This is a genomic window from Serratia sp. AXJ-M, from assembly GCF_046531865.1.
Lineage (GTDB): Bacteria > Pseudomonadota > Gammaproteobacteria > Enterobacterales > Enterobacteriaceae > Serratia > Serratia liquefaciens.
Genome location: NZ_CP059394.1, coordinates 2,017,964 through 2,040,530 on the forward strand (window position 1 = coordinate 2,017,964; position 22,567 = coordinate 2,040,530).

Here is a 22,567-nt window from a genome sequence, read left to right on the forward strand (position 1 = left end):
CTGTTTTTAAGGATGAAATCGCTATGGGCGCTGCGCCACGGATCCACCTTCCGCTTTATGTACGTTGCTTGTGTTTGTTGATCATGACGATGCTGATTGTCAGCACCGGCGTGGAGATGTTTATGATTGTCCAGGGTTGGGTGCAGGGCGAGGCGTTCGACAGTATCGTGGCGTCCTACCGTGACTATTACCCAGAACTGAACGCCTATGCCGTTCCGCAGCAACGCTGGGCTTTAGTGGCCACCCTGTTGTTGGACATGTTCGCCTACGTGCCTTATTACAGCGCATTACTGTGCGGCGCCGGGCTGTTTTACCAGTTCTATCGCGGCAACGTTTGGCACCGCAACAATATGCTGCTGTTACAGATCATCGGTATTCTGTTGATTATCGATGTGCTTTTCCCCTCGCTGGCCGGGATGTTGCAGGTGATGATACTGACGGCCAATGAAAAAATGCTGCTAATAATTTATTATGGTATCAACAGCGAATCGGTACGCTCGCTGATCGTAGGCTGCGCAATCCTGGTGTTTAGCCGGGTGTTCCTGGAAGCGTTGCGGCTGAATGAAGAACAGCTTTCTTTCGTGTGAGAATAGAGTGGCGATAATAGTAAGTCTTGATGTCATGTTGGCCAAAAGGAAGATGCGTTCAAAGGAACTGGCGGAACAGGTGGGGATCACCGAACAAAATCTGTCCCTGCTGAAGAACGGCAAGGTGAAGGGCGTCAGGCTGGAGACGTTAGATAAAATCTGCCGGATCCTCGATTGCCAGCCTGGCGATCTTCTGGCCTGGCAACCGGATAACCAAGGCTAGCGCGGTGGCGTGCTTTGCGCGCCATATCGTCAATATATTGATTAATTATTATCGTCGGTACTGTAAGCCTTTTTATTGTCAATTAAATCATTAGTCACCTTATTTAAAATTAATAAGGTCGTTTTGACGTTGCTCGCGTTTGAAGGGGGGTTATTAAACTAAAATAAGTCATTTTTTATTTACCGTTGCTAATGATAGCGTTTATTTTAAAGGAGGATATATGAAATTTTACCAAGGGATCCCGGTATTGTTAATCATGCTAAGCGGTTGCAGCAATATTCAACCCGGTTTTTCGTCTTCAAGCCCTGGCTGGGAACAGCCAAAGCCGGCGACACGTGAGCAACGGCAGCGCATCAGCGCAGGAGAGTCGGCTTCTGCGGTGCTTAACGAGAGAGGGCCGAGTATCGGTGGAACCATCGATTGGTCAACATTGTGGGATCGCTAATTCACTAAATATATTTATCCTGCGAATTATAAACCCAATGGCACTCATTTAATTAAGGTTTACGCTTTGCCAGGTAATATGTTGTTCTTCTCGCGTTGTTTATTTTAACAGCAATAAGTGCTTTTCATTATTTAATGGGAGTGAGCGCCATTATGGGCTTTATTACAGGAGTTTATTGTGGAAAAAGGCATCCCCGTTATTTTCATATGTCTATTGTTGCCCTGGTGCCAGCAGGCCGCCGCCGCGCGTTATGAGCGGGAGCATGAAGGCGTCTCTTCGGTGCTGTTTCGCAAGAAACTCAAAGAGGTGGCTCATGACTTCTGGGACGAGATGGGCAACGATAAACAGCGATCTCTGATATCGACGCAAAGTGAAGACAATACGCTGGCTCAGCGTAAAGCCTGCAAAGGGCAGAGGGGCAAGGCTGCCGCCGCGAGTGAACCGCATCCATCGGCATTGCCGCGCGAAGAACAACTGCTGCTTATCAACGGTTGCTAGCCTCATGCACTAATGGAGTTTTTGCTTTTGAAATTGACCTCTTTGATGACAGCGGCACTCGCCCTGTTGGCATCTTCTTGTTGCTATTCGTTTGTCGACAAGCACGCTCAGCGCGCCGGTTTCGAGACGGGGGAAAGCAGTGTGGATTACCGATTACGGTTTAACGGGCTGTTGCAACATCTGTGGTACGTAGAGCAAATACGTTCGGAACAGGTGCGTCTTGCCGTGATACGCCTTGAGCGCAAAACGCTGGAGTCCGCGATGTTGCCGCGTGTATGTCGGGCAACGCCTGTGCCGCTGTTTTTAGTCGGGAAGAGCGCCATAGCCAGAAGATAGTTTTGTGAGTCGACAGGTGAATTTAATATCGGGAGTCTATCAGTGAAACGGATTTTTCTTGCCTGCGTGGCGCAGTGGTCTTGCTTCTCATTGCAAGCGTCGGTTGACTGGCAATACCATGCCGCACAGCCGCTGGATAACAAAATCTCTGAGGAGTACCAGCAAAAGCGCAGCGGGTTAAAACATAAAGTATGGAGTGCCGAGGGCGTGGCGTTGGCCAATGAGAAGGCGCTTGAATTGGAACGGCAACGCGCCGCCGCCGAGCAGGCGAACCGGCAGCAGCTTAAAACGCTGTATGGCGAGTACCACTACCCTTGTGGCAGGCGGAAACAAGAATACCGCAAATTGTGCAACCTGCCGCGCGGGATGACGGATTTTCCCGGGCACAAACGCCACCCTTAGTTCCCTAGCAACTGGCTTGGCATCTGCGCCAGCAGGATGTCGACCGCCGCTCGCGTTTTGGCCGGTAAATAACGGCTGTGAGGCCAGACGGCGTGGATTTCACTGGGCAGCAGGCGAATTTGGCTGAGTACCGGCACCAGTTCACCGCTGTGCAGGTAACGGGCCGACAGCCAGTTGGGGAGCCACACCAGACCGGTCACGGCGCTGTCGCATAGTGAGTTGCTGGCCCGTACCGTCCCGGCAGCCGAATTGCTGGTGTTACCGGTGGTGCATCTGTCCAACGTGGCGCGCCAAGAGGATTTTGTCGCCGCGCTGCGCACCTTTCTGCAAAGGTAGTGAGATTAAAAGAGTGGCCCCTGGACGCAATGATGCGTGATGAGCCCCCAGGGGGCATCGTCTAGCGGCAATACTCTTTCAGCATGGCGACCGCGTCCGGCTTTAACTGGTAAAGATAGACCGGTCTGCCGGTGGTGCCGTACAGGATGCGGGTGCCCAGAATGCCACTTTCCGCCAGATAGATAAGGTATTTACGGCAGGATACGCGCGAAATGCCGATAGCGTTGGCCAGGTTGTCGGTCGAAAACTCCCCATCGTGCTGCTGTTCGATCCATTCGCATACCGTACTCAGCGTAATGCTGGTTAACCCTTTCGGCAGTTTCTTGCCTTCGCTGCTGTTGGGCTGACGCCGCAGCAGGCTGTCGACATCGGCCTGTGAGAATTCGCGCTGTGCCAGGATCTGTGACTGCTGCTGGTAGTTGCTCAGCGCCTCTTTGAAACGGCCGAACTGGAAGGGTTTAATCAGATAATCCACCACGCCGTAGTGCAAGGCGCGTTGCACCGTGTCCACGTCGCTGGCGGAGGAAATGATAATGACGTCGGTTTTTTCACCCAATTCGCGCAGGCCAGGCAGCAGATCCAGACCATTCTCCTGCTGCATATAGATATCGAGCAGGACCAGATCGATACTGACATCGGTATCGGCCAGCAACTCGCGTGCCTGCGCCAGCGTAGCGACGGTGGCCTGACAGTGAAAGCCGCTTACCTGGCTGAGGTAGTATTTGTTCAACTCCGCTACCATCGGGTCGTCATCAATAATCAATACGTTAATCATGGGTCAGCCCTTGGCCTGATAGGGAATATGGACAAAGAACTGGGTCAGTACACCCGGTTCAGATTCAAAATCAATGCTGCCGCCCAGTTTTTCCAGGCTGCTGCGGATCAACGCCAGGCCGATACCGCGCCCCGGCCCTTTGGTGGACACACCCTGCTCAAAGATACGGGCGCCGAGAGCCGGATCGATGCCGGGGCCGTCGTCGCTGATTATACAGTGTAAGTGATTCTCATTGTGATGAAAGCTCAGGTTGATCTCGTGTCCCTCAACGCCGTCGATGGCGTCAATGGCGTTTTCAATCAGGTTGCCCAGCACGCTGATCAGCACATGGGTGGTTTCCGCGTCGTCGGTTTCCGGCAGCAGGCTGGTCTCATCGATGGTCAGCTCAATGCCGGCCTCATGGGCGCGGCTGATTTTGCCGATAAAGAAGCCGGCGACCTCTGGCGACTGTATTTTGCGTAGCAGCGCGCCGATCTCTTCCTGGTAGTTACTGGCAGTGTTGATGATGTAGTTTTCCAACTGCTGGTAAGCCTTCATATGCAGCATGCCGAGGATTACGTGCAGTTTGTTCATAAACTCGTGCGACTGTACGCGCAATGCGTCGGCGTAGTGGGCCATACCGCTCAGGCGCTGCACCAACTGGCTGATTTCGGTTTTATCGCGGAAGGTGGCGATGGCGCCAATCACCTGGCCCTTGACGATCACCGGCACGGTATTGGTCAAAAGCTCGCTGCCGTTAAAACTGATCTGCTGGTCGCGTAACGGTTTGCCGCTGGCCAAAACTTCCGCCAGATGCAGTTGGGCCGGCCAGTACTTACTGGCGGACTCCAGCAGCAGATTTTCGAAGGGGCCACTTTGGCGCAGCAGGCGTTTCGCCTCGTCGTTAACAATGGTGATACGTGACTGGTTATCGACCGCGATGACGCCTTCTTTAATCGATTGCAGCATGGCGTTGCGCTGTTCAAACAGGTTGGAGATTTCGTAGGGTTCAAAACCGAGCATGATGCGCTTAAGCGCTTTCACCAGGAAGAAGGTACCCAGCGTGCCGACCAGCGCGGCGAACGCGAGGGTTAAATAGATAATCCAGCGGCTTTCGGCCACCACCCGGTGGACGGTATCGAGAGCGATGCCCAGCGCCACTACCCCTATCTGTCGGCGCTCGCTGTCGTAGACCGGTGCAAAGACGCGCAGTGAAGGCGCCAGCGCGCCACGGTTGATGGCGCTGTTGGTTTTCCCGTGCAGGGCCGGTTCTAAATCGTCGCCGATAAAATGCTTGCCGATCAGCCAGGGTTTAGGGTGCGAGTAGCGGATGCCTTTCATGTCCACCACGGTGACGAACAGCAGCTCGTTTTGATGTCTCACCTGCTCGGCGAAGCGCTGGATCGCACCACTGTGATCTTCCCGCTGCAGGCCGTCAACGACGTTACCGGAAAGCGCCACCGTTTCGGCAATTGCCATCGCCTTCTGACGCTGCTGATCTTGCCCCTCGTGACTCATCTGCACAAAAAACAGCGCGTACACCACCAGCAGCACCGAAGCAATAATGGCAGACACCATCAGCGTGAGGGTGGTGCTGAGTTTCAGCGGTATCCGTTGTTTGGGCATGGCGGTTCTCCGAATGGGCGTATCAGGATTTTAGCGGGGAATGGGGCGCGGGGCAGCGACCGGCAGCAGGTTATAACATGCTGCCGCCGGGGGAGGGATTATTTTAATTACAAAAGCCGGGATCAGGGTTGATGATAGATTTCCAGCCCTTGTTGGCCGCTGGCTCCCTGATGGATGATCGCCATCAGCGCGCGCACCACTTTTGACGGATTATCGTGTTGATACACATTGCGGCCGTACACCATGCCGGATGCACCCTGTGCCATCAGCGCCGCAGATTTCTCCAGCACCGCGCCCAGTTCACCTTTACCGCCGCCGCGGACCAGCGTTGGGCAACGCGCCGCTTCAACAATGCGGTGGAAATCTTCCACCCGTTCGGTAGGGTCGGCTTTGATGATGTCGGCGCCCAGTTCACGCGCCAAGCGCACCAGCGGCACCATTTTTTCGACGTCGCCCAATGAGCCGTAAGCCGACCCTTGACCGGCCGGCGCCATAACCAGCGGTTCGACCATCAGCGGCATGCCATAGCGATCGCAGGCATGGCGCAGGCGGCCGATGTTTTCCACGCACTGGCGGAAAATGCCCGGTTCATCGGGGATCAGGTACAGATTCACCACCACGGCCGCGGCATCCATCTGCAGCGCGGCGAGGATCGGCGCTTCCGGATTATGCAACACCGCCCACATTTCACGGTGACGCGCAGCGTTATAAGCGTTGCCGACGTCGGTACGCATCACCAGGGCCGGTTTATCGCGTTGCGTCGAGCATTGCAGCAAATCCGCCTGGCCGTAGTTCACCTGAATGGCGTCGGGGCGGGCGACGATCAGGCTATTCATGACCCGTTCAATATCTTCCAGACCGATTAAAAAATCCGGTTCATTGGCAATGCCGTGATCAATCGCCACGTCGAGGCACTTGCCGTTATTGAATAGCCGGTTCATCCGTACCTTACTGCTGAGCTGCATGTCAGATCCTCCTGAAAACAGATGTCCATTCAGTATTGTCGAGTAAACCGCGGGATGAAACCGTGGATCCACAAACTGCGCGCTCGCTCGCATATTTACTGAGAGAACCCCTCGCGTTTTTTCATCACAGCAGATCGTTTCTCGTCGCTGAACGCACTAAAGGAACGCGTACGCTGATGGCTTTTGCGCCATTTGTTAGATCCGTGTCATGTTTTTGTTACTTGGTTATTCCAAAACGCATGTTTCGCTTGTTTGGGTTAAAAAGTTTCAATAATCTCAATTTTGAAATAAACATTTGAAAGTTACGATATGACGTAACGAGTTAGGCAAGGGTTTTATTTCAATTGATTGTTTTTAATCTATTTTGAGACATTGATCAAAATTTCACACACTGCCAGAAGACGGAAGAAAAGCGGTAAATCTGCCGTATCAAAGGGATATCACCGACCGGATTGTTGTTTGAATGTAAAAAATATTTTTCATTAGCTGTCAAATCAACAGGCCTCTTCACTCTAACGATTAAAGGGTACAGAACATGAAGCTGAAGAAACTGATCGCCACCTCGGTATTGATGTGCATGCTGCCGGCCAGCGTATTGGCAAAAGACATCAAAATCGGCGTTTCAATGGCTTATTTCGATGACAATTTCCTCACCATCCTACGCCAGTCCATGCAGAGCAAAATGAAACAGGACGGCAACGTCAGCGGTCAATTTGAAGATGCCAAAGGGGACATCGCCCAGCAGATCCAACAGATTGAGAACTTCGTCAGCCAGGGCGTCGACGCCATTATCCTCAACCCGGTCGATACCCAGGGCGTGAAGCCGATGATCAAACTGGCGGAAAGCGCCAAGATCCCGCTGGTGTTCGTTAACCGCCGTCCGGAAGTGACGCTGCCTGCGGGCATGGCCTACGTAGGCTCAGATTCCAAACTGGCCGGTAAGCTGCAGATGGAAGAGTTGGCCAAGCTGATGAACGGCAAGGGCAACGTGATGATCCTGATGGGCGAACTGTCCAATGAAGCGACCCGCGACCGCACCCGCGGCGTGGAAGAGGTGGCGGCCAAGTATCCCGGCATCAAAATTCTCGACAAGCAAACCGCCAAGTGGGGCCGCAAAGAAGCCGTCGACATTACCACCGACTGGGTGCTGACCGGTCAGCAGATTGATGCCATCGCCTCCAACAATGACGAAATGGCCATTGGTGCGATCCTGGCGCTGAAACAGGCGAAGAAGAGCGGCGTGCTGGTGGCCGGCGTGGATGGGACTCCGGACGCGCTGGAATTCATCAAGAAGGGCGATCTGGCATTGAGCGTATTCCAGGATGCTAAAGGCCAGGGCGAAGGCGCGGTGCAAACTGCCATTCAGCTGGTTAAAGGCGAGAAGGTGGAAAGCAACGTCCTGATCCCGTATCAGCTGATCACCAAGGCCAATTATCAGGAATTTGCCGACAAGAACAGAAAATAAGCGTTAAAGCAGCGCGGTTATATCCATTGCCGTATTTATCCGATACTCGACGATAAATACGGCAGGGATGCATTGACGAACGGCGGAGGTTATCAGTATGTATCCTTATGTTCTTGAGGCTGAAGGCATCAGTAAGCAGTTTCCCGGCGTGAAGGCGCTGGATAAGGTCTCAATTAAAATCAAACCAGGCAGCGTGCACGCTTTAATGGGCGAAAACGGCGCGGGAAAATCCACGCTGATGAAATGTTTAATCGGTATTTATCACCCCGATGAAGGCACCATTAAAATAAAAGGCCAACCGGTGACCTTCAGCGACACGCTGCAGGCGCTGCATTCGGGCATTTCCATGATTCACCAGGAACTCAACCTGGTGCCTTATATGACGGTGGCGGAAAATATCTGGCTGGGGCGTGAGCCGGCGAAGCTGGGCTTCGTAAATCATGACCAACTGAACAAGAAAACCCGCGAGCTGCTGGCACGGCTGAACATCAAACTCAAGCCGGAAACGCTGGTGGGTGAGCTGAGCATCGCCAGCCAACAAATGGTGGAGATCGCCAAGGCGGTGTCCTACAACGCGGACGTCCTGATCATGGACGAACCCACCTCGGCCCTGACCGAAGGCGAGGTGGTGCATCTGTTTGCCATCATTCGTGAGCTGCGTGAGCAGGGCAAAGGCATTATCTACATCAGCCACAAGATGGACGAGATTTTTGCCATCACCGACGAGGTGAGCATCTTCCGCGACGGCACCTTTATTGCCAGCGATAAAACCGAAAACCTGACCAAACAGTCGCTGATCACCATGATGGTAGGGCGCGAACTGACCCAGATGTTCCCTAAATTCAACAACAATATCGGCGAGGAAGTGCTGCGGGTGGAAGGACTGCGGCGTTCGGACTGGTTCCACGATGTCTCGTTCAGCGTGAAACGGGGCGAGATCCTCGGCGTCGCCGGGCTGGTGGGGGCCGGCCGCAGCGAAGTAATGGAAAGCCTGTTCGGCATGCACCCGGCGGACGGTGGCAGCATCTTTATCGAGGGCAAAGCGGCAAAGGTCGATTCACCCTCAAAAGCTATTGAACTCGGCCTGGCGTTCCTCACCGAAGATCGCAAAAAATCCGGGCTGTTTTTGGTGCTGTCGGTGGTTGAGAACATGAGCATCGTCAACCTGTCGGAGTACATCGGAAAGAACGGGTTTGTCAGCCATGTGCAAATGGCCAAAGACTGCATGGAGCAGATCAAAAAGCTCAACATCAAAACCCCGACCATGGACCAAATCATCAATAACCTCAGCGGCGGTAATCAGCAGAAGGTGCTTATTGCCCGCTGGCTGCTGGCCCAGCCCAAAATATTGATCCTCGATGAGCCAACGCGTGGCATCGACGTCGGGGCCAAGGCGGAGATCTATCGCCTGATCAGCGAGCTGGCGAACCGCGGCGTCGCCATTATTTTGGTGTCATCGGAATTACCGGAAATTCTCGGCATGAGCGACCGGGTGATGGTGATGCACGGCGGCCGTATTACCGGCATTTTGGATAAAGAAGAAGCGGATCAGGAAAAAATCCTGGCGCTGGCCTCTGAATAACGCAAAGGTGAACCACCATGAGTAATGTAAAAATTGAGAAGCCGCTTGCGGGTAAAGCGCCCCTGTTCTCTGGCCTGAGCGGCAAAATGCCGAAAGATACCGGCATCTTTATCGTGATGATCGGCATCGCGCTGGTCTTTGAAATCCTCGGCTGGTACATCCGCGACCAGTCATTCCTGATGAACCCTAACCGGCTGCTGCTGATCGTGTTGCAGGTAGCGATTATCGGCATCATCGCGGTGGGCGTGACTCAGGTCATTATCACCACCGGTATCGATCTCTCTTCCGGCTCGCTGATTGCGTTGACGGCGGTGGTGGCGGCCAGCCTGGCGCAAACCTCAGACAGCATTTCGCCGATGTACCCGGCGCTCCTCGACCTGCCGGCGGCGATCCCGATCGGCGCGGGGATCGGGGTAGGTATTGTTTGTGGGTTTATCAACGGCTTCCTGATCACCCGTACCGGCATTCCACCGTTTATCGCCACTCTGGGCATGATGGTGTCGGCACGTGGTCTGGCGCAGTATTACACCCAGGGCAACCCGGTCAGCTTCTTGTCCGACGGCTTCACTTCAATCGGCCAGGGCGCGATGCCGGTGATCATCTTCCTGGTGATTGCGGTGATCTTCCACATCGCGTTGAAGCATACCCGCTACGGCAAATACATCTATGCCATCGGCGGCAACATGACCTCCGCCAGAGTTTCCGGTATCAACGTCAATAAATACCTGGTGACGGTCTATACCATCGCCGGCGGTCTGGCCGGACTGGCGGGCGTGGTCCTGGCGGCGCGCGTCAGCAGCGGTCAGTCGAGCATGGGGATGTCCTACGAGCTGGATGCGATTGCTGCCGCGGTCATTGGCGGTAGCAGCCTGATGGGTGGCGTTGGGCGCATTACCGGCACGCTGATCGGTGCGGTGATCCTCGGGCTGATTAAAAGCGGATTCACCTTTATCGGCGTGGACTCCTATATTCAGGACATTATCAAAGGCGTGATTATCGTCGCCGCGGTGTCTATCGACATGCACCGTAACCGCAAAAAACACTGATTGCCGTAAATCTCCGCCGGTGCGACTTGCCCGGCGGTTTTTTTTACCTCAGGGGAATCACCATGAAATACCTAAAAAGAATCGTGCTGGTGGCGGCGCTTAGCTGTTCCACCTCGGTACTGGCGGAAACTATCGGCGTGTCGATGGCCTATTTTGACCAGAATTTCCTCACCATCATCCGCCATTCGATCGACAAAGAGGCCAAGGCGCGCGGTATTACCGTGCAGTTCGAAGATGCCCGTGGTGACGTTGGTCGCCAGACCGATCAGGTGCAGAGCTTTATCAGCGCCGGGGTGGACGCGATTATCGTCGACCCGGTCAACTCGGCGGGCACGCCTGCGATCACCAAGTTGGTGACCAGGGCGGGTATTCCGCTGGTGTATGTGAATCGTACACCGGGCGACAGCACGCTGCCGTCCGGCGTGGTGTTTGTCGGCTCCGACGAGAAGCAGTCCGGCACCTTGCAGATGGAAGAGCTGGCGCGCCTGGCGAATTACCAGGGCAACGTAGCCATCATGATCGGTAACCTGACCGATGCCGGTGCACTGCAACGCACCAAAGACGTGGAGCAGGTGGTGGCGAAGTACCCGAAAATGAAAGTGGTGCAGAAGCAAAGTGCCAACTACTCACGCAGCGAGGGTATGGATCTGATGCTGAACTGGGTAACCAACGGCGAGTCCATTGATATCGTCGCGGCCAACAACGACGAGATGGCGATTGGCGCGATCATGGCATTGCAACAGGCCGGTAAAAAGGACAACAAAGTGCTAATCGGCGGAATCGACGCCACCCCGGACGGCCTGAAAGCATTATCTTCCGGCAAGATGCAGGTCACGGTCTTCCAGGACGCCGTCGGCCAGGGCAAGGCCTCGGTCGACGTGGCTCAGCGGATGATCAAGGGCGAAAAGCTGGAACCCTATTATTGGATCCCATTTGAACTGGTCACGCCGGCCAATATGCAAAAATACGCGGCAAAGTAACAGACTGTACCCATATTGAAAGGACACTGCTTAGGCAGTGTTTTTTTTGCCGTTCGGTTGTGTCAGCGCTTGGCAGATTTTGCAATTAACTGGATTTATATACAGTTGATTGGCGGCAATCATGCCGTCACCTGGAGATGTACCATGACTGACACCTGCATAGATATCGTTGCTCTGGCCCAAAAAACGGCACCGACTGGCACCTTGATGGAGGTTGCTGCCTTCGATGCCGCGCGATTGAATAAACAAATCCGTAGTACCCTCGGGGGCGGCATATTTGTTTCGATCCCGGCCAGTGGAATTACCCTTGATGGCTGTATCTACGTTACTCAACCTGCAAGTTCACCCTATTGTTGGATGCGGAAGCTTGACGCAGATTCAGTATTAAATCCGGAAATGTTCGGCGCAGTGGGGGATGGAACCAACAATGATTACCTGGCGGTAAAACGCATGTTCAGTTACGCCGCTAGCGTTGCCAGCGCGCAGACGCCGCAAAAAATGATCCTCGAGGGGCGTTACCGTTTGGCTGATGTCGATGCTAATACCCCCTTTGTGACACTAGATGCTCCGGGTTTTAGCACTATTGTCGGCGGTGGGCAGCTTTATCTGGATAGTGATAAAACCAACTTAACCATGGTGCAGTTTGTTAATAAGAGCGATTTCGTAGTCAACGGTCTGACGTTAACCCGTAAAGGCAGTGATCCGACTCGCCTGTGGTCAAAACAGGCCACTGCGTTATTTATTGATGGCGGCCAGCGTTTCCGATTGTCCGAACTCGATCTGTTTATGCACACCGATGCCATCAGCATCAGGCAGTCGGAAAGTTTTGAGGTTTATCGCAATAAGTGCCATGAACTGGGTGAGGAAGGCATTGCGGTGCGTGGCAGTCGCCGCTGGGTATTGAGAGATAACGAAATTTATCACCATAACGGCGATGGCATTTTGCTGAAGACCTCTTCGACCCCGAGTTTTGACGGCAAGATCCTCAATAATCGGCTGTACGACGCTATTGGTGCGCCGGATACTGCCCAAGGGCACCGTGGTGGTGGGATCACCCTCAATGATGAGAATGGCGGTTCAACGACTTTCTTCCAGAATTTGCTGGTTCAGGGCAATTCGGTTACCAACCTCTCATACGGTATCGCATTCACAAATATTGAAGATTGGGAGGTGGCGGATAACTTTGTCGATGTTATCGATCGTTTCGGCATTATCGTCGACAGTGAGCTCAGTAATAACCCGCAAAAGAACCCGATCCAACGCAGTAAATGTATTGGAAACACGGTGCGAAACACGGTTCAGAATGGCATCAGCTTCACTACGCTGAATGACATTAAAGTTCAGTATGCGCTTATCGCCAACAATCAGGTGGACACTTGTGGCACCAGTCCAACGGCCGAGTTTCCTGGTATTTCCGCGACCAACGCTACAATTAGCGGTAATCGAGTATTCAACTGCAAGGTGGGGCTTTCTGCCAATGGGTGCGTGACCAGCGGTAACATCTTTGAAGGATCGACGTTCACCAATGCCGGTTCTGGCAGCAATTACATTAAATTAGGGTCGGGTGGTAGTTTTGTTGGAAACCGGGTAACCGACACCAACCAGGGGCACATCCGCCTGTCTAATCCTGGCAGCTTCGTATTTGCGGATAATATTGTGCAACTTAACTCTTCTTTTGCCGGGTTGTATTTCATGGGGACTGATTTTGGACCCAACACCCTGATCGGTAAAAACGTGTTTGATACCGCTTTTGTTCCGGTAACCAAATTCGAAATTGGTGCCGCCAGCATTCGTCGTATTCAGATGGACTCATCGGCTTATGGACGTCGCGAATTTCGTTATGATGGTCAAACCCCGACGGATATTGACGCTCGAGCTGGAGACGAAGTGTATAACTTTAGAGCCGTGCCGGGGCTGGCGCGTAAATACAGTTACGTTACGGTGGGGGAGAGTTCGGCTTGGGTAGCGGGGGATTTTGTCGATATTGTTGTCTCGTCGACGTCTCAGGATGTGACATTGGCACCGGGGGCGAGCATGGATATTGATGCGCAACTGGCGGCGGTACTGCCAACCTTTGTCGCTAATGGCGTGAAGTTCAACCAGAATCCAAAACGAGTGAAAAGTACGGTATGTGTCAGTGAGGCAGGTACGGTGACTTTTACGTTGATCAATCCGACGGCTACTGTGGTAACCCTCCCGGGCTTGATATTGTCTACACGCTGTAATAACGCAGTCTAAACCTTTAGGCGCTGTTTGCCGCGTCATCATATAGCCAGCAGCGTATGAGTTGCTGCTGGCTATATTCGTCTGTCGCAAGGGGTTTGGTCTATCAAAGCGCAGCAAGATGTTGTCGCACGATCTCGCGGCCGATCTCCAGTGAGGCGGTCGCCGCCGGGGAGGGCGCATTGCAGACGTGCAGCGAGCGGCGGCCCTTCACAAAATGAAAATCATCCACCAGTTTGCCGTCGGCGGTCAGCGCCTGGGCACGAACCCCGGCCGGGCCGGGCCGGATATCTTCCGGTTGCAGCTCGGGGATAAGCTGGCGTGCGTTTTCGGTAAACAGTTTGCGTGACAGGGAGCGTCGAACTTCTGCCAGCCCTTCGCCAAGATAATTGCCGGCGATTTTCCAGAATCCTCGATAGCCAAGTACCTCGCTCAGATCCTGCAGGCTGAAATCGCATTTGCGGTAGCCTTCACGTTTGAATGCCAGCACCGCATTGGGGCCAACGTCGCGCTTGCCGTTGTACATACGGGTAAAATGCACGCCGAGGAAAGGGAAATCCGGGTTCGGTACCGGGTAAATCAGGTGGTTCACCAGATAGTTTTTTTCGTCGTTCAGCACAAAGTATTCACCCCGGAACGGCACGATCTTCATCCCGGTCTGATAGCCGGCCAGGGCGGCGATGCGGTCACTGAAAAGACCGGCGCAGTTAACCAGCCACTTGCCCTGATATTCTGCGCGAGGGGTGCGCACGCTGACGCCGTCACTGCTTTCAACGATGCCCTCAACCTGTTGTCCATAGTGGATCTCGCCGCCGCGTTGCTGGATCACTTCCGCCAGCTTTGCAGCCACCTGGCTGTAGTTGACGATACCGGCATCGGGCACCAGCAGTGCCTCAATACCGTTGACGTGCGGCTCACGCTCCTTTAACTGTGCCTGCGACAATCGGCTGACCGCCAGCCCGTTCTGTCGCCCGCGCTGGTAGATATTCTCCAGTAAAGCCAGCTCCTTCAATTGGGTGGCCACAATCACTTTGCCGCATTGATCCTGATAGAGGTCATGCTCGCGGCAGAAGGCGAACATGCTTTGGTTGCCCAGTTTTGCCAGCCGCGCCTTCAGGCTGCCGGGTGTGTAGTAAATGCCGGAATGCACTACGTTGCTGTTATGGCCACTTTGGTGGGCCGCCGGGCCATTTTCTTTTTCCAGGATCAGGATGCGCAGCATGGGGTTCGTTTCCTGCAGCGCGTTGGCGACGCCCAACCCCACCAGACCTGCGCCGATAATGATCACGTCATGCATGGTTATCCTAACTCCTCATGGTCCAGGCGGCGCAATTTGCCGCGTACGTTGCTGAGATGGTTTTGCATCGCGGCAGTGGCTGCCGCCGGATCGCGAGCCTTGATTGCCATAAATACCCGTTGGTGCTCGTCGATCACCCGTTGGCGTTCGGCCTGACGGCCCAGGTTCTTGCTGAGTGAATACACCAGCACGCCGAGATACAATTCGTGCATGTTATCCAGGATCTGCACGAAAAACGGGTTGTGCGAGGCCTGCATAATGGCGCGGTGGAACAGGTAATCCTCTCGATGACCAATCAAACCTTCGTCGAGGGTGCAGCGTTTAAAGTGGTTAAGGGCCAATTCAATCGCCCGCAGTTCCTGCTCGGTATGGCGTTCGGCGGCCATACTCGCCGCCTGTTGCTCAATCACCTCACGCATTTCCAGCAGTGCTTCCACTTCACCCGGATCGGCTATTTCCAACACCAGCGGCTGGTATTTGCTCAGCAGGGAATGTTGTTCCACCCGATGGCCGCCCCCCTGCCGCGAGGAGATGATGCCGCTGACCTCCAGAATGCCGAGCGCCTCACGCACGGGCACCCGGCTGACGCCAAAGGCCTCCGCCAGCAGGTTCTCTGACGGCAGTTTTTCCCCGACGGGGAAGGTGCCGTTACTGATGCCTTCCTTCAATTGCGCCAGGACCTGATGAGAAGCTTTCTGGCGCGTAACCTTATTGATCATTTACAGCCCTCTGCGGATGACTCCGCCTGAAACGCAACAGATGCATGGACGCCGCAGTAACAATCAGCGCCGCGCCGCCCAAGTCGGTCAGCAGCCCCGGTTTAATCAGCAGGATAGCCGCAAAGGTAAACAATATCCGCTCCAGCCAGTGGGTTTTCATCATCCAGAAATTGGCGCTGGCGATCGACAGCGCATAAATCCCCACCAATGCGCTGATCACCATATGGATCACCGACAGCGCATTAAGGTCGTCGCCCTGCATCAGCAGCATCGGGTTATAGACCAGAATGAATGGGATGATAAAGCCCGGCAACGCCAGGCGTACGGCATCCCATGAGGTCTGCATCGGGTCGGCGCGAGCGATGCTGGCGGCGGTGTAACTGGCCAGCGCCACCGGCGGCGTGATGTTGGACAAGGCGCCAAACCAGAACACAAAGAAGTGCGCCGCCAGCGGCATCACGCCGGCTTTGATCAGGATCGGCGAAACGGTGACCGCCACCACGATGTACAGCGCGGTAGAGGGCAGGCCCATACTCAGTACGATACACACCAGCATCACCACCAGCAGGATCATCCACAGGGTATTGTTGGTCATCGCGACGATATTAAACGCCAGCGTGGAGCCGATACCGGTCATGGTGACCACGCAGATGATTACCCCGATGGCGGCGCAGGCTATCGTCACCTGAATAGAACCGCGAGCCGCTTCGTTCAGTGCTTCAGCGATTTTTTTCGGCGTCATGCGTACGGTGGTATCGGGGGTGAGCCAACTGGCGAGGATGATCGAAAGAATGCCGAGGAACCCGGCATAGATCGGCGTTTTGCCCAACAACAGGGTGCCGATAACGATGATCAACGCCAGCAGCAGCAGGCCGCGCGCCTTCAGCACCGCTTTCACTTTGGGAATATTTTCTTTGCTGATGCCTTTCAGACCCTGCTTTTTAGCCTCCAGATCGATGGCAATAATCAGCGCCGCGTAATAGAGCAATGCGGGAATAATGGCGGCGATCACGATGGTGGTATACGAAATGCCGAGGAAGCCGGCCATGATAAAGGCGGCGGCGCCCATGATCGGCGGCATGATCATTCCGCCGGTGGAGGCGGTGGCTTCAACCGCACCGGCAAAGCGGGACGACAGGCCGATGCTTTTCATCAGCGGGATGGTGAAGGTGCCGGTGGTGGCGACGTTAGCCACCGCGCTGCCGCTCAGGGAGCCGGTCAGCGCCGAGGAGATCACCGCGACCTGCGCCGGGCCGCCGCGACGCCGACCGGCCATCGCCAGCGCCAAATCGTTGAACAATGCCGTGGCCCCGCTGACGCTGAGGAACGCGCCAAACAGGATAAATACCACGATAGCGGTGGAGGCGGTGGACAGGGTGATGCCGAAGATCCCTTCGCTGGTCATAAACAGCCGGTACAGCAGGCGTTCGAACGAGAAGCCGCCGTGGCCGAAAATGCCCATGAAGTACTGGCCGAACAGGGCATAGACGATCGCGAAGGTCGCCAGCCCGGGAATGAAATACCCCGTGGTGCGGCGTGCGGCTTCAAACAGCACGCCGATACCGATCACCGCCATCACGTAGTCGGTGGTATTGGGAATGCTTTTGCGCACCACGTGCAAGTCCAGATAGCTGGCGTAGAAATAGCCGTAGCTGACCAGCGTCAGGATAATGAACAGGTAGTCCCAGCGGTTGAATTTGCTGGTGGCGTGGCGGCGTGATACCGGAAACAGTATGAAGCCCAGGATTAAGATACCGCTGAGAAACGTGGTATTGCGATAAAACTCCTGGGTATTCGACAGTGCATTGGCATAAATGGCGTAAGCGGAAATCGCAATGGCCAGCACCGTGGCCAACTGCAAATAGATACCGCTCAGCGGGCGACTACCGGCCCCGGCTTCTTTGTCCAGATCGACGGCATTTTGCGGCGACAGGTTGTTAGTGCTCATACGACCTCCTTATCGATTGACGGCAAGCGCTGCCGCTTCCGGTGGGATCAGATAGTCGGGCACGCTGACCCCGGCCTCGAGATAATATTTATAAGCGCCCATATGCAGCGGCACAGAGACGCCTTTCAGCGCATTCTCCAGCGAAATGTATTTGGCGGCGCTGTGGACCTGATGCACTTCCGGCAGGTTTTCAAACAGGGTTTTGGTCAGGTCATACACCAGCTTTTCATCAAGGCCATTGAGCGCGACCAAAATATTGGGCTGGGCGATAGTGGAAACCGCCTTACTCTGCCGTGGGTAGGTATCGGCTTTAATATCAAAACGGAACCAGGAATTGGCGATGGCGTTGATGTTGGCCAACTGTTCATCGGTGACGTTGAGGATGCGTGAGGGCACGCCGCTGGCGAACATGTCGGTTACCGCTGCCGCCGGTACCCCGGCAGGCAGGGCGCCGCCGTCGAGTCGCCCGTCACGCATGGCTGAAACGGTGTCGCCGTAACCCAGATATTCCGGCGTCAGCGATTTCTTGCTCAGGTTAACCCCTTGCAAAATGATCAGCGTGGACTGCTCGGTGCCGCTGGCCTGTGGGCCAACTGAGAAACGGCTGCCGGCGATGTCATTCAAGGTGCCGTCCTTGACTTTGTTTTCCAGCATCACAAAGTGTTCTACGTTCGGCCACAGCATCGAGATGGAACGCAGATGGCCGTAGGCGCGGCCTTCAAAGTTGCGTACGCCCTGGTAGGCTTCGACGGCGATCAGGCTTTGCAGGATCGCCAGCTGCGCCTCGTTTTTCTGCAGCAGATCGATATTCTCTATCGATCCCGCAGAGGATTGCCCGCTGACCTGGATGCCGTTTTGCTTCAGGCGGTTGCTCCAGACGTTGGCCAGCCCGACGCCCATCGGGTAATAGGTGCCGCCGGTGGAGGCGGTGGCTACGGAAAGAAAGGTCTTGTCGGCATTCTCCACCTTGCCGGCGACCGCCAGCGCCGCGACGGCAGCCAGAGCACCCGCAGCCAGCAACAGCTTGATTTTTCTATTTTTCATTATTTTCACCCGAGGTTTTTGAAACAAATAGAAAACATTTACGCAAACTTGTATACAACATTGCAGCTTTTATCACCTAACAAGCATTGTTTGATTTGTGATCAAGGTGGGTGAAAAGCGTTCAAAAAATGGCGGGAAATGTGAGGAAGGATGGGATAACCCCGTGACGGTTGCCACGGGGGAAATGCAGATTACCAACCTTTAACGGCATCGCCCTTGTAGATTTCGGCGGCGCTGGCGGCAACTTCATCGGTCTGATAGGCCTTGATCAGATCCTTCACGTTTTCGTTGTTTTGGTTATCCACCCGAGTGGCGAAAACATTGACGTAAGGCGAATCTTTGTCTTCGACAAACAGCCCGTTCTTGGCGGGCGACAGACCAATTTGGCTGGAGTAGTTGGTGTTGATGATCGCCAGGGCGATCTGTTTGTCGTCTAACGCACGCGGCAACTGAGGCGCTTCAATCTCGACGATTTTCAATTTCTTCGGATTACTGACGATATCCAATGAGGTAGGCAGCAGCCCGACGCCCTCTTTCAGCACAATCAGCCCCTGTTTTTGCAACAGCAGCAGCGAACGGCCGAGGTTGGTCGGGTCATTGGGCACCGCAACCTGGGCACCGTCAGGCAGTTGGCTGAGCGACGTGATTTTTTTGGAATAACCGGCGATGGGATAAACGAAAGTATTGCCTACCGCCACCAGTTTGTAGCCGCGCTCCTGGATCTGTTTTTCCAGATAAGGCTTGTGCTGGAAGGAGTTGATGTCGAGATCGCCATTATTCAGCGCTTCGTTGGGTAACACGTAATCATTAAAGGTCACCACTTCCACATCCAGATCGTATTTCTGTTTGGCGATTTTCTGTACGGTTGCCCACATGGCCTGATCGATGCCGGAGCTGATGCCGACTTTGATGTGGTGCTTATCTTGTTCGGTCGGTCCACAGGCAGTCAGCAGCAGGCTGCTTGTTACCGCCAGCGCCGCGGCGAGTTTTTTCAGCGTAAATGTCATTTCCCAGAGTCCTTGTCAAAATAGCCTGCTGGTTATTGCAGGCTGAAGAGTGGCACTGACTCTAGATAATCGGCTGGCTAAAATAAAATACTGATTCTCTATGATTAATAGCGATTTGCTATGAGGGATTTCAGGCTCCGCGGCTGCGCCAAAATAGCGCAAACAGTTCGGACTGCGTGTTGATGCCCAGTTTCGAGTACAGGTGCTTTTTATGCGCTCGTACCGTCTCGATAGAAATCTGCAGGCGGCGGGCGATCTCCTTGGTAGAACAGCCTGCCAGCATCAGTTGGCTGACCTGGTTTTCCCGTTCCGTCAATTGCGCGCCGCCGGGCAACGACGACAGTGAGAAGTTGCTGTCGCCATCATCGCTGGCGTTTTCGAAACGCATCCGCTGACGCATCAATGGCAGTAGCCAACTTTCGACCAGAGCCAGAATGCCGAGGTGACGATCGCTGTAGCGCCGCGAGGCGCCCAACGACAGGCAAAGCATGCGCTGCGGCTCCACCAGCAGGTTGAAATGCACCTCATCGCCGCCGACGTTATGGTTGAAATAGTGTTGATAGTATTCCGTCGCCGCAAAATTGGCGGGTGCGACGTCATCCAGGCGCAACAGCCCGATGCGTTGGCGCGCCCAGGCGTCCAGGTAGAAAGGATCGAGCAGATAGAGGCCTTTCTGGTAATCGTGAAACAGCGCTTCGTCACTGCCGTCGCTTTCGTCGCTGGCAGCCAGGATCTGTGGTGGATGCTGGGGAGAAAACAGCAGCGCCACCCAGTTTTCGAACGGGATATGCCCCTTCAACAGGCGCGCACAGCTCAGCCAGAAATCCGCCCCGTCGAGGTTATCGACCAGTTGGCCGAATGCCCGATGCCAGGCCAGCGTCTCGGGAGAAATAAGGCTGCTGTTACCCACTGATGTTACCCCTGTCATGGAATAGCCAGAACGGCTGTTTCGGGCATACTACCATTATTATTACTGTGTTCCGCGTGGAGGATAAAATGGAAATAACCCTGGCCCAATTGCCCTGTCGTGAAGGTTGCGTTGCCGACAACCTGGCGCAGGCCCTGGCATTCATTGAGCGTTACGCCAAGGGCGGCAACCTTATCCTGTTCCCGGAAACCCAGCTCACCGGTTTCGCAGCGGCGCAGGGTGACACCGATTATGCCCTGCAAAGCGACGGCGCGGAGTTGCTGCAACTGGTTCAGGCCAGCCGCCAATACGATGTCGCGCTGGTGATTGGCTTTCTTGAACGCACCGATAAGGGGGTGTTCAACAGTACTGTGCTGATCACGCCGGAGCAGGGGATTTATCTGCACTATCGCAAGACCCATTTGTGGCCGGATGAGCGTAATACCGTTCTTCGCGGCGATACGTTGGTATGCGGCGTTTGGCGTGGAACGCGTATCGGGCTGCTGATTTGCTACGATCTTGAGTTCGCGGAAAATGCCCGGGCGTTAGCCGTTATGGGCTGCCAATTGCTGCTGGTGACGAATGGCAATATGGATCCCTATGGCCCGGTGCACCGCAATGCCGCGCTGGCCCGCGCGCAGGATAACCAGATGTTTGTCGCCATGACCAACCGCTGCGGTGAGGGTGATGGATTGCAGTTTGCCGGCGAAAGCCTGATTGTCGATCCGCTGGGACGCGAAGTCGCAGGATTGGGCCGCGAAGCAGGGGCGCTGTCAGCCACATTGGATTTTACCCTGTTAGAGCAGGCTCGCCGCCACTACCGTTATCTGGACGATCGGCGCTTACCGTTAGCGGGAGAAGCGCAGTGGGTTGAAGGGGAAGAGGGGCGCCGGGGGTGGCCACTGGGGTAATCGGCCTGGCGTATCCTGTTTGTGCCCTGGTATACAGTTTGTTTTGACGGGGGATCCGCCTGCTTATTATGATGACAGAAAGCCCAACCGGGGCGCGAATAGCGAAAGGAAAAGACAATGCGATTTAACATGTGGCGCAAGGCGTTGCTGCCATTGGTGGTTTTGACTTGCGTATCAGCAGCTCAGGTTCAGGCGGCGGAGAGTGTGGCGGAACCGATCCCGAAAACGTTATTGGGCAACTGGCATATCAGCAAGATCCTGCCGACCCAAACCGTGGGTTGCTGGGATGAACAGCAGGCGAAAGGCCTGATCGGCGGCAAGATCGGTTATAAAGCAGGGAGTTTCACCTGGAACGGTACCGAGTTGAAAAGCGAGGGGGCAACCCTCAGCACGGTGGAAGCACAGGAGTTTGTTGAGGACAACTCCGGCAGCAGTTCTTATATCGACTTCCCGATGCTGGGCATCAGCACGCCGGCGGTTGAACGGGTGATGATCCAGCATGCCGATACCACAATCAAAGGCATTACCGATCAGGGTACCGACGGCGTACCGGGGGATAACGTGCTGGTAAAAGATGCCAACACGCTGATCCTGTCGGTGTGCAACGTGTGGTTCGAAGCCCAGCGCGTGCGGTGACCCCTGCCATCGGCTTATCTTGTCCTGCCCTCATTGCGTCAGCGCGATGCGACCGAAGAGGGCATGACTCCCTTGCGGGGTAATGGCCGAAAGCTGATCCAGGCGGCAAACCCGTTGATTATCGAAATAAATAAACTCTCCCTCATTCTCCAGCGTCTGGGTGGTTAACGCCGTTGCCTGGAAACACTGCCCGTTAACCAATTCAACGTTCAGCCGGTAACCGTAGAGGCAGGCAATTTCCAAATAATCATGCAATTCGCAGTCTATCGGCCGGTAAGCTGTCATGACATCCCCTGGCAACCCTGCATTTTAAAAATGTAATAGCCCGTTTGGCCAATAGCCTGCTCCACCTCAGGGCTGGAGGACTCGCTGTGGCAGAATGCACAGCTGCTTTGGCTGATATTGTCCTCCTCAATGTTGTTCTGTTTGAGGAACTGTTGCGCATAGTGTCTTGCCTGAGCCAGATCGTTGCTGTCGGTGAACACGTCGAAATGCAGATAGCGACCATCCCTGGTATGTACATGAGTGTCAAAAACATTGATATACATAGTTATTTATCCTTTTGCTTGTTTATCTGAATGTGATGTTGGTGTCGATTCGATACCATAATCCTCGCATTTGATGAAAATC

General features: G+C 54.6%; 25 protein-coding genes. 13 read left to right on the forward strand and 12 right to left on the reverse strand.

All coding sequences use genetic code 11. From position 1 onward, the window contains the following. Positions 1 to 23: 23 nt before the first annotated feature. The 6 genes from H0S68_RS09485 (at position 24) to H0S68_RS09510 (ending at position 2,491) form a co-directional block, all read left to right on the forward strand. Positions 24 to 587, forward strand: coding sequence for a DUF2975 domain-containing protein (locus H0S68_RS09485; protein ID WP_410529334.1), 564 nt, complete (start codon positions 24 to 26; stop codon positions 585 to 587). Positions 588 to 594: 7 nt separating this feature from the next. Further along, on the forward strand, positions 595 to 810 hold the full coding sequence (locus tag H0S68_RS09490) for a helix-turn-helix domain-containing protein (protein WP_128864264.1): 216 nt from the start codon (positions 595 to 597) through the stop codon (positions 808 to 810). A gap of 220 nt (positions 811 to 1,030) precedes the next feature. Next, entirely contained in the window at positions 1,031 to 1,255 is a 225-nt protein-coding gene (locus H0S68_RS09495) for a hypothetical protein (protein WP_122078620.1), read from the forward strand. 177 nt (positions 1,256 to 1,432) lie between these two features. Beyond that, a complete protein-coding gene (locus H0S68_RS09500) occupies positions 1,433 to 1,753 on the forward strand; it encodes a hypothetical protein (protein WP_410529335.1) in 321 nt (106 codons plus the stop codon). Between the two features lie 27 nt (positions 1,754 to 1,780). After that, positions 1,781 to 2,089 carry a hypothetical protein gene (locus tag H0S68_RS09505; RefSeq protein ID WP_409325093.1) on the forward strand — a complete coding sequence of 103 codons (309 nt, stop codon included), beginning with the start codon at positions 1,781 to 1,783 and terminating at the stop codon, positions 2,087 to 2,089. A 42-nt stretch (positions 2,090 to 2,131) separates the two neighbouring features. After that, on the forward strand, positions 2,132 to 2,491 hold the full coding sequence (locus H0S68_RS09510) for a hypothetical protein (protein WP_142815420.1): 360 nt from the start codon (positions 2,132 to 2,134) through the stop codon (positions 2,489 to 2,491). Here the strand turns inward: H0S68_RS09510 and H0S68_RS09515 are convergent. From H0S68_RS09515 to H0S68_RS09530, 4 genes are all read right to left on the reverse strand, one after another. Further along, positions 2,488 to 2,772 (reverse strand): LysR substrate-binding domain-containing protein, encoded by a 285-nt coding sequence (locus H0S68_RS09515; RefSeq protein WP_410529336.1) that lies wholly within the window; start codon positions 2,770 to 2,772, stop codon positions 2,488 to 2,490. The two genes, H0S68_RS09510 and H0S68_RS09515, sit on opposite strands and share 4 nt — an antisense overlap. Positions 2,773 to 2,888: 116 nt before the next feature. Beyond that, complete coding sequence (gene dcuR, locus H0S68_RS09520; RefSeq protein WP_048760591.1) at positions 2,889 to 3,602, reverse strand: two-component system response regulator DcuR; 714 nt, start codon at positions 3,600 to 3,602, stop codon at positions 2,889 to 2,891. A 3-nt stretch (positions 3,603 to 3,605) separates the two neighbouring features. Continuing rightward, the gene (locus H0S68_RS09525; protein WP_130015556.1) at positions 3,606 to 5,207 is read right to left on the reverse strand and encodes a sensor histidine kinase; all 1,602 of its coding nucleotides are present in this window, start codon (positions 5,205 to 5,207) and stop codon (positions 3,606 to 3,608) included. Between the two features lie 122 nt (positions 5,208 to 5,329). Next, positions 5,330 to 6,172, reverse strand: a complete 843-nt coding sequence (locus H0S68_RS09530; protein WP_020826396.1) for a class I fructose-bisphosphate aldolase — start codon at positions 6,170 to 6,172, stop codon at positions 5,330 to 5,332. Positions 6,173 to 6,707: 535 nt separating this feature from the next. Here H0S68_RS09530 and H0S68_RS09535 point away from each other — a divergent pair. The 5 genes from H0S68_RS09535 to H0S68_RS09555 all read left to right on the forward strand — a co-directional run bounded on the left by H0S68_RS09535 (position 6,708) and on the right by H0S68_RS09555 (position 13,483). After that, a complete protein-coding gene (locus H0S68_RS09535; protein ID WP_410529337.1) occupies positions 6,708 to 7,637 on the forward strand; it encodes a sugar ABC transporter substrate-binding protein in 930 nt (309 codons plus the stop codon). 97 nt (positions 7,638 to 7,734) lie between these two features. Then, positions 7,735 to 9,219 carry a sugar ABC transporter ATP-binding protein gene (locus tag H0S68_RS09540; RefSeq protein WP_020826398.1) on the forward strand — a complete coding sequence of 495 codons (1,485 nt, stop codon included), beginning with the start codon at positions 7,735 to 7,737 and terminating at the stop codon, positions 9,217 to 9,219. A gap of 17 nt (positions 9,220 to 9,236) precedes the next feature. Next, positions 9,237 to 10,265 (forward strand): ABC transporter permease, encoded by a 1,029-nt coding sequence (locus H0S68_RS09545; protein ID WP_020826399.1) that lies wholly within the window; start codon positions 9,237 to 9,239, stop codon positions 10,263 to 10,265. A gap of 62 nt (positions 10,266 to 10,327) precedes the next feature. Further along, positions 10,328 to 11,245 carry a sugar ABC transporter substrate-binding protein gene (locus H0S68_RS09550; protein WP_020826400.1) on the forward strand — a complete coding sequence of 306 codons (918 nt, stop codon included), beginning with the start codon at positions 10,328 to 10,330 and terminating at the stop codon, positions 11,243 to 11,245. Positions 11,246 to 11,389: 144 nt separating this feature from the next. Continuing rightward, entirely contained in the window at positions 11,390 to 13,483 is a 2,094-nt protein-coding gene (locus tag H0S68_RS09555; RefSeq protein WP_410529338.1) for a right-handed parallel beta-helix repeat-containing protein, read from the forward strand. A gap of 91 nt (positions 13,484 to 13,574) precedes the next feature. Here the strand turns inward: H0S68_RS09555 and lhgO are convergent, their stop codons facing one another. From lhgO to H0S68_RS09585, 6 genes are all read right to left on the reverse strand, one after another. Beyond that, on the reverse strand, positions 13,575 to 14,765 hold the full coding sequence (lhgO, locus tag H0S68_RS09560) for an L-2-hydroxyglutarate oxidase (protein WP_217331086.1): 1,191 nt from the start codon (positions 14,763 to 14,765) through the stop codon (positions 13,575 to 13,577). A gap of 2 nt (positions 14,766 to 14,767) precedes the next feature. Next, positions 14,768 to 15,484, reverse strand: coding sequence for a FadR/GntR family transcriptional regulator (locus H0S68_RS09565; protein WP_410529339.1), 717 nt, complete (start codon positions 15,482 to 15,484; stop codon positions 14,768 to 14,770). Continuing rightward, on the reverse strand, positions 15,474 to 17,432 hold the full coding sequence (locus H0S68_RS09570; RefSeq protein WP_410529340.1) for a TRAP transporter permease: 1,959 nt from the start codon (positions 17,430 to 17,432) through the stop codon (positions 15,474 to 15,476). The genes H0S68_RS09565 and H0S68_RS09570 overlap by 11 nt, the downstream gene beginning before the upstream one ends. A 9-nt stretch (positions 17,433 to 17,441) precedes the next feature. Further along, the gene (locus H0S68_RS09575; RefSeq protein ID WP_116690726.1) at positions 17,442 to 18,476 is read right to left on the reverse strand and encodes a TAXI family TRAP transporter solute-binding subunit; all 1,035 of its coding nucleotides are present in this window, start codon (positions 18,474 to 18,476) and stop codon (positions 17,442 to 17,444) included. Positions 18,477 to 18,667: 191 nt separating this feature from the next. Further along, the gene (metQ, locus tag H0S68_RS09580) at positions 18,668 to 19,483 is read right to left on the reverse strand and encodes a methionine ABC transporter substrate-binding lipoprotein MetQ (RefSeq protein WP_187962721.1); all 816 of its coding nucleotides are present in this window, start codon (positions 19,481 to 19,483) and stop codon (positions 18,668 to 18,670) included. Positions 19,484 to 19,613: 130 nt separating this feature from the next. Continuing rightward, on the reverse strand, positions 19,614 to 20,393 hold the full coding sequence (locus H0S68_RS09585; protein WP_020826406.1) for a helix-turn-helix transcriptional regulator: 780 nt from the start codon (positions 20,391 to 20,393) through the stop codon (positions 19,614 to 19,616). 86 nt (positions 20,394 to 20,479) lie between these two features. Between H0S68_RS09585 and H0S68_RS09590 the strand changes: the two genes are divergently transcribed. Both H0S68_RS09590 and H0S68_RS09595 read left to right on the forward strand, forming a co-directional pair. Then, positions 20,480 to 21,301 (forward strand): carbon-nitrogen hydrolase family protein, encoded by an 822-nt coding sequence (locus tag H0S68_RS09590; RefSeq protein ID WP_142815414.1) that lies wholly within the window; start codon positions 20,480 to 20,482, stop codon positions 21,299 to 21,301. Positions 21,302 to 21,418: 117 nt separating this feature from the next. Then, positions 21,419 to 21,937 (forward strand): hypothetical protein, encoded by a 519-nt coding sequence (locus tag H0S68_RS09595; RefSeq protein ID WP_116690723.1) that lies wholly within the window; start codon positions 21,419 to 21,421, stop codon positions 21,935 to 21,937. A 30-nt stretch (positions 21,938 to 21,967) separates the two neighbouring features. Here H0S68_RS09595 and H0S68_RS09600 read toward each other — a convergent pair whose 3' ends face one another. Both H0S68_RS09600 and H0S68_RS09605 read right to left on the reverse strand, forming a co-directional pair. Beyond that, positions 21,968 to 22,222: a Rho-binding antiterminator gene (locus H0S68_RS09600; RefSeq protein ID WP_020826409.1), complete on the reverse strand. Its 255-nt coding sequence runs from the start codon at positions 22,220 to 22,222 to the stop codon at positions 21,968 to 21,970. Beyond that, positions 22,219 to 22,485 carry a DUF2024 family protein gene (locus H0S68_RS09605; RefSeq protein WP_020826410.1) on the reverse strand — a complete coding sequence of 89 codons (267 nt, stop codon included), beginning with the start codon at positions 22,483 to 22,485 and terminating at the stop codon, positions 22,219 to 22,221. The genes H0S68_RS09600 and H0S68_RS09605 overlap by 4 nt, the downstream gene beginning before the upstream one ends. Positions 22,486 to 22,567 lie beyond the last annotated feature (82 nt).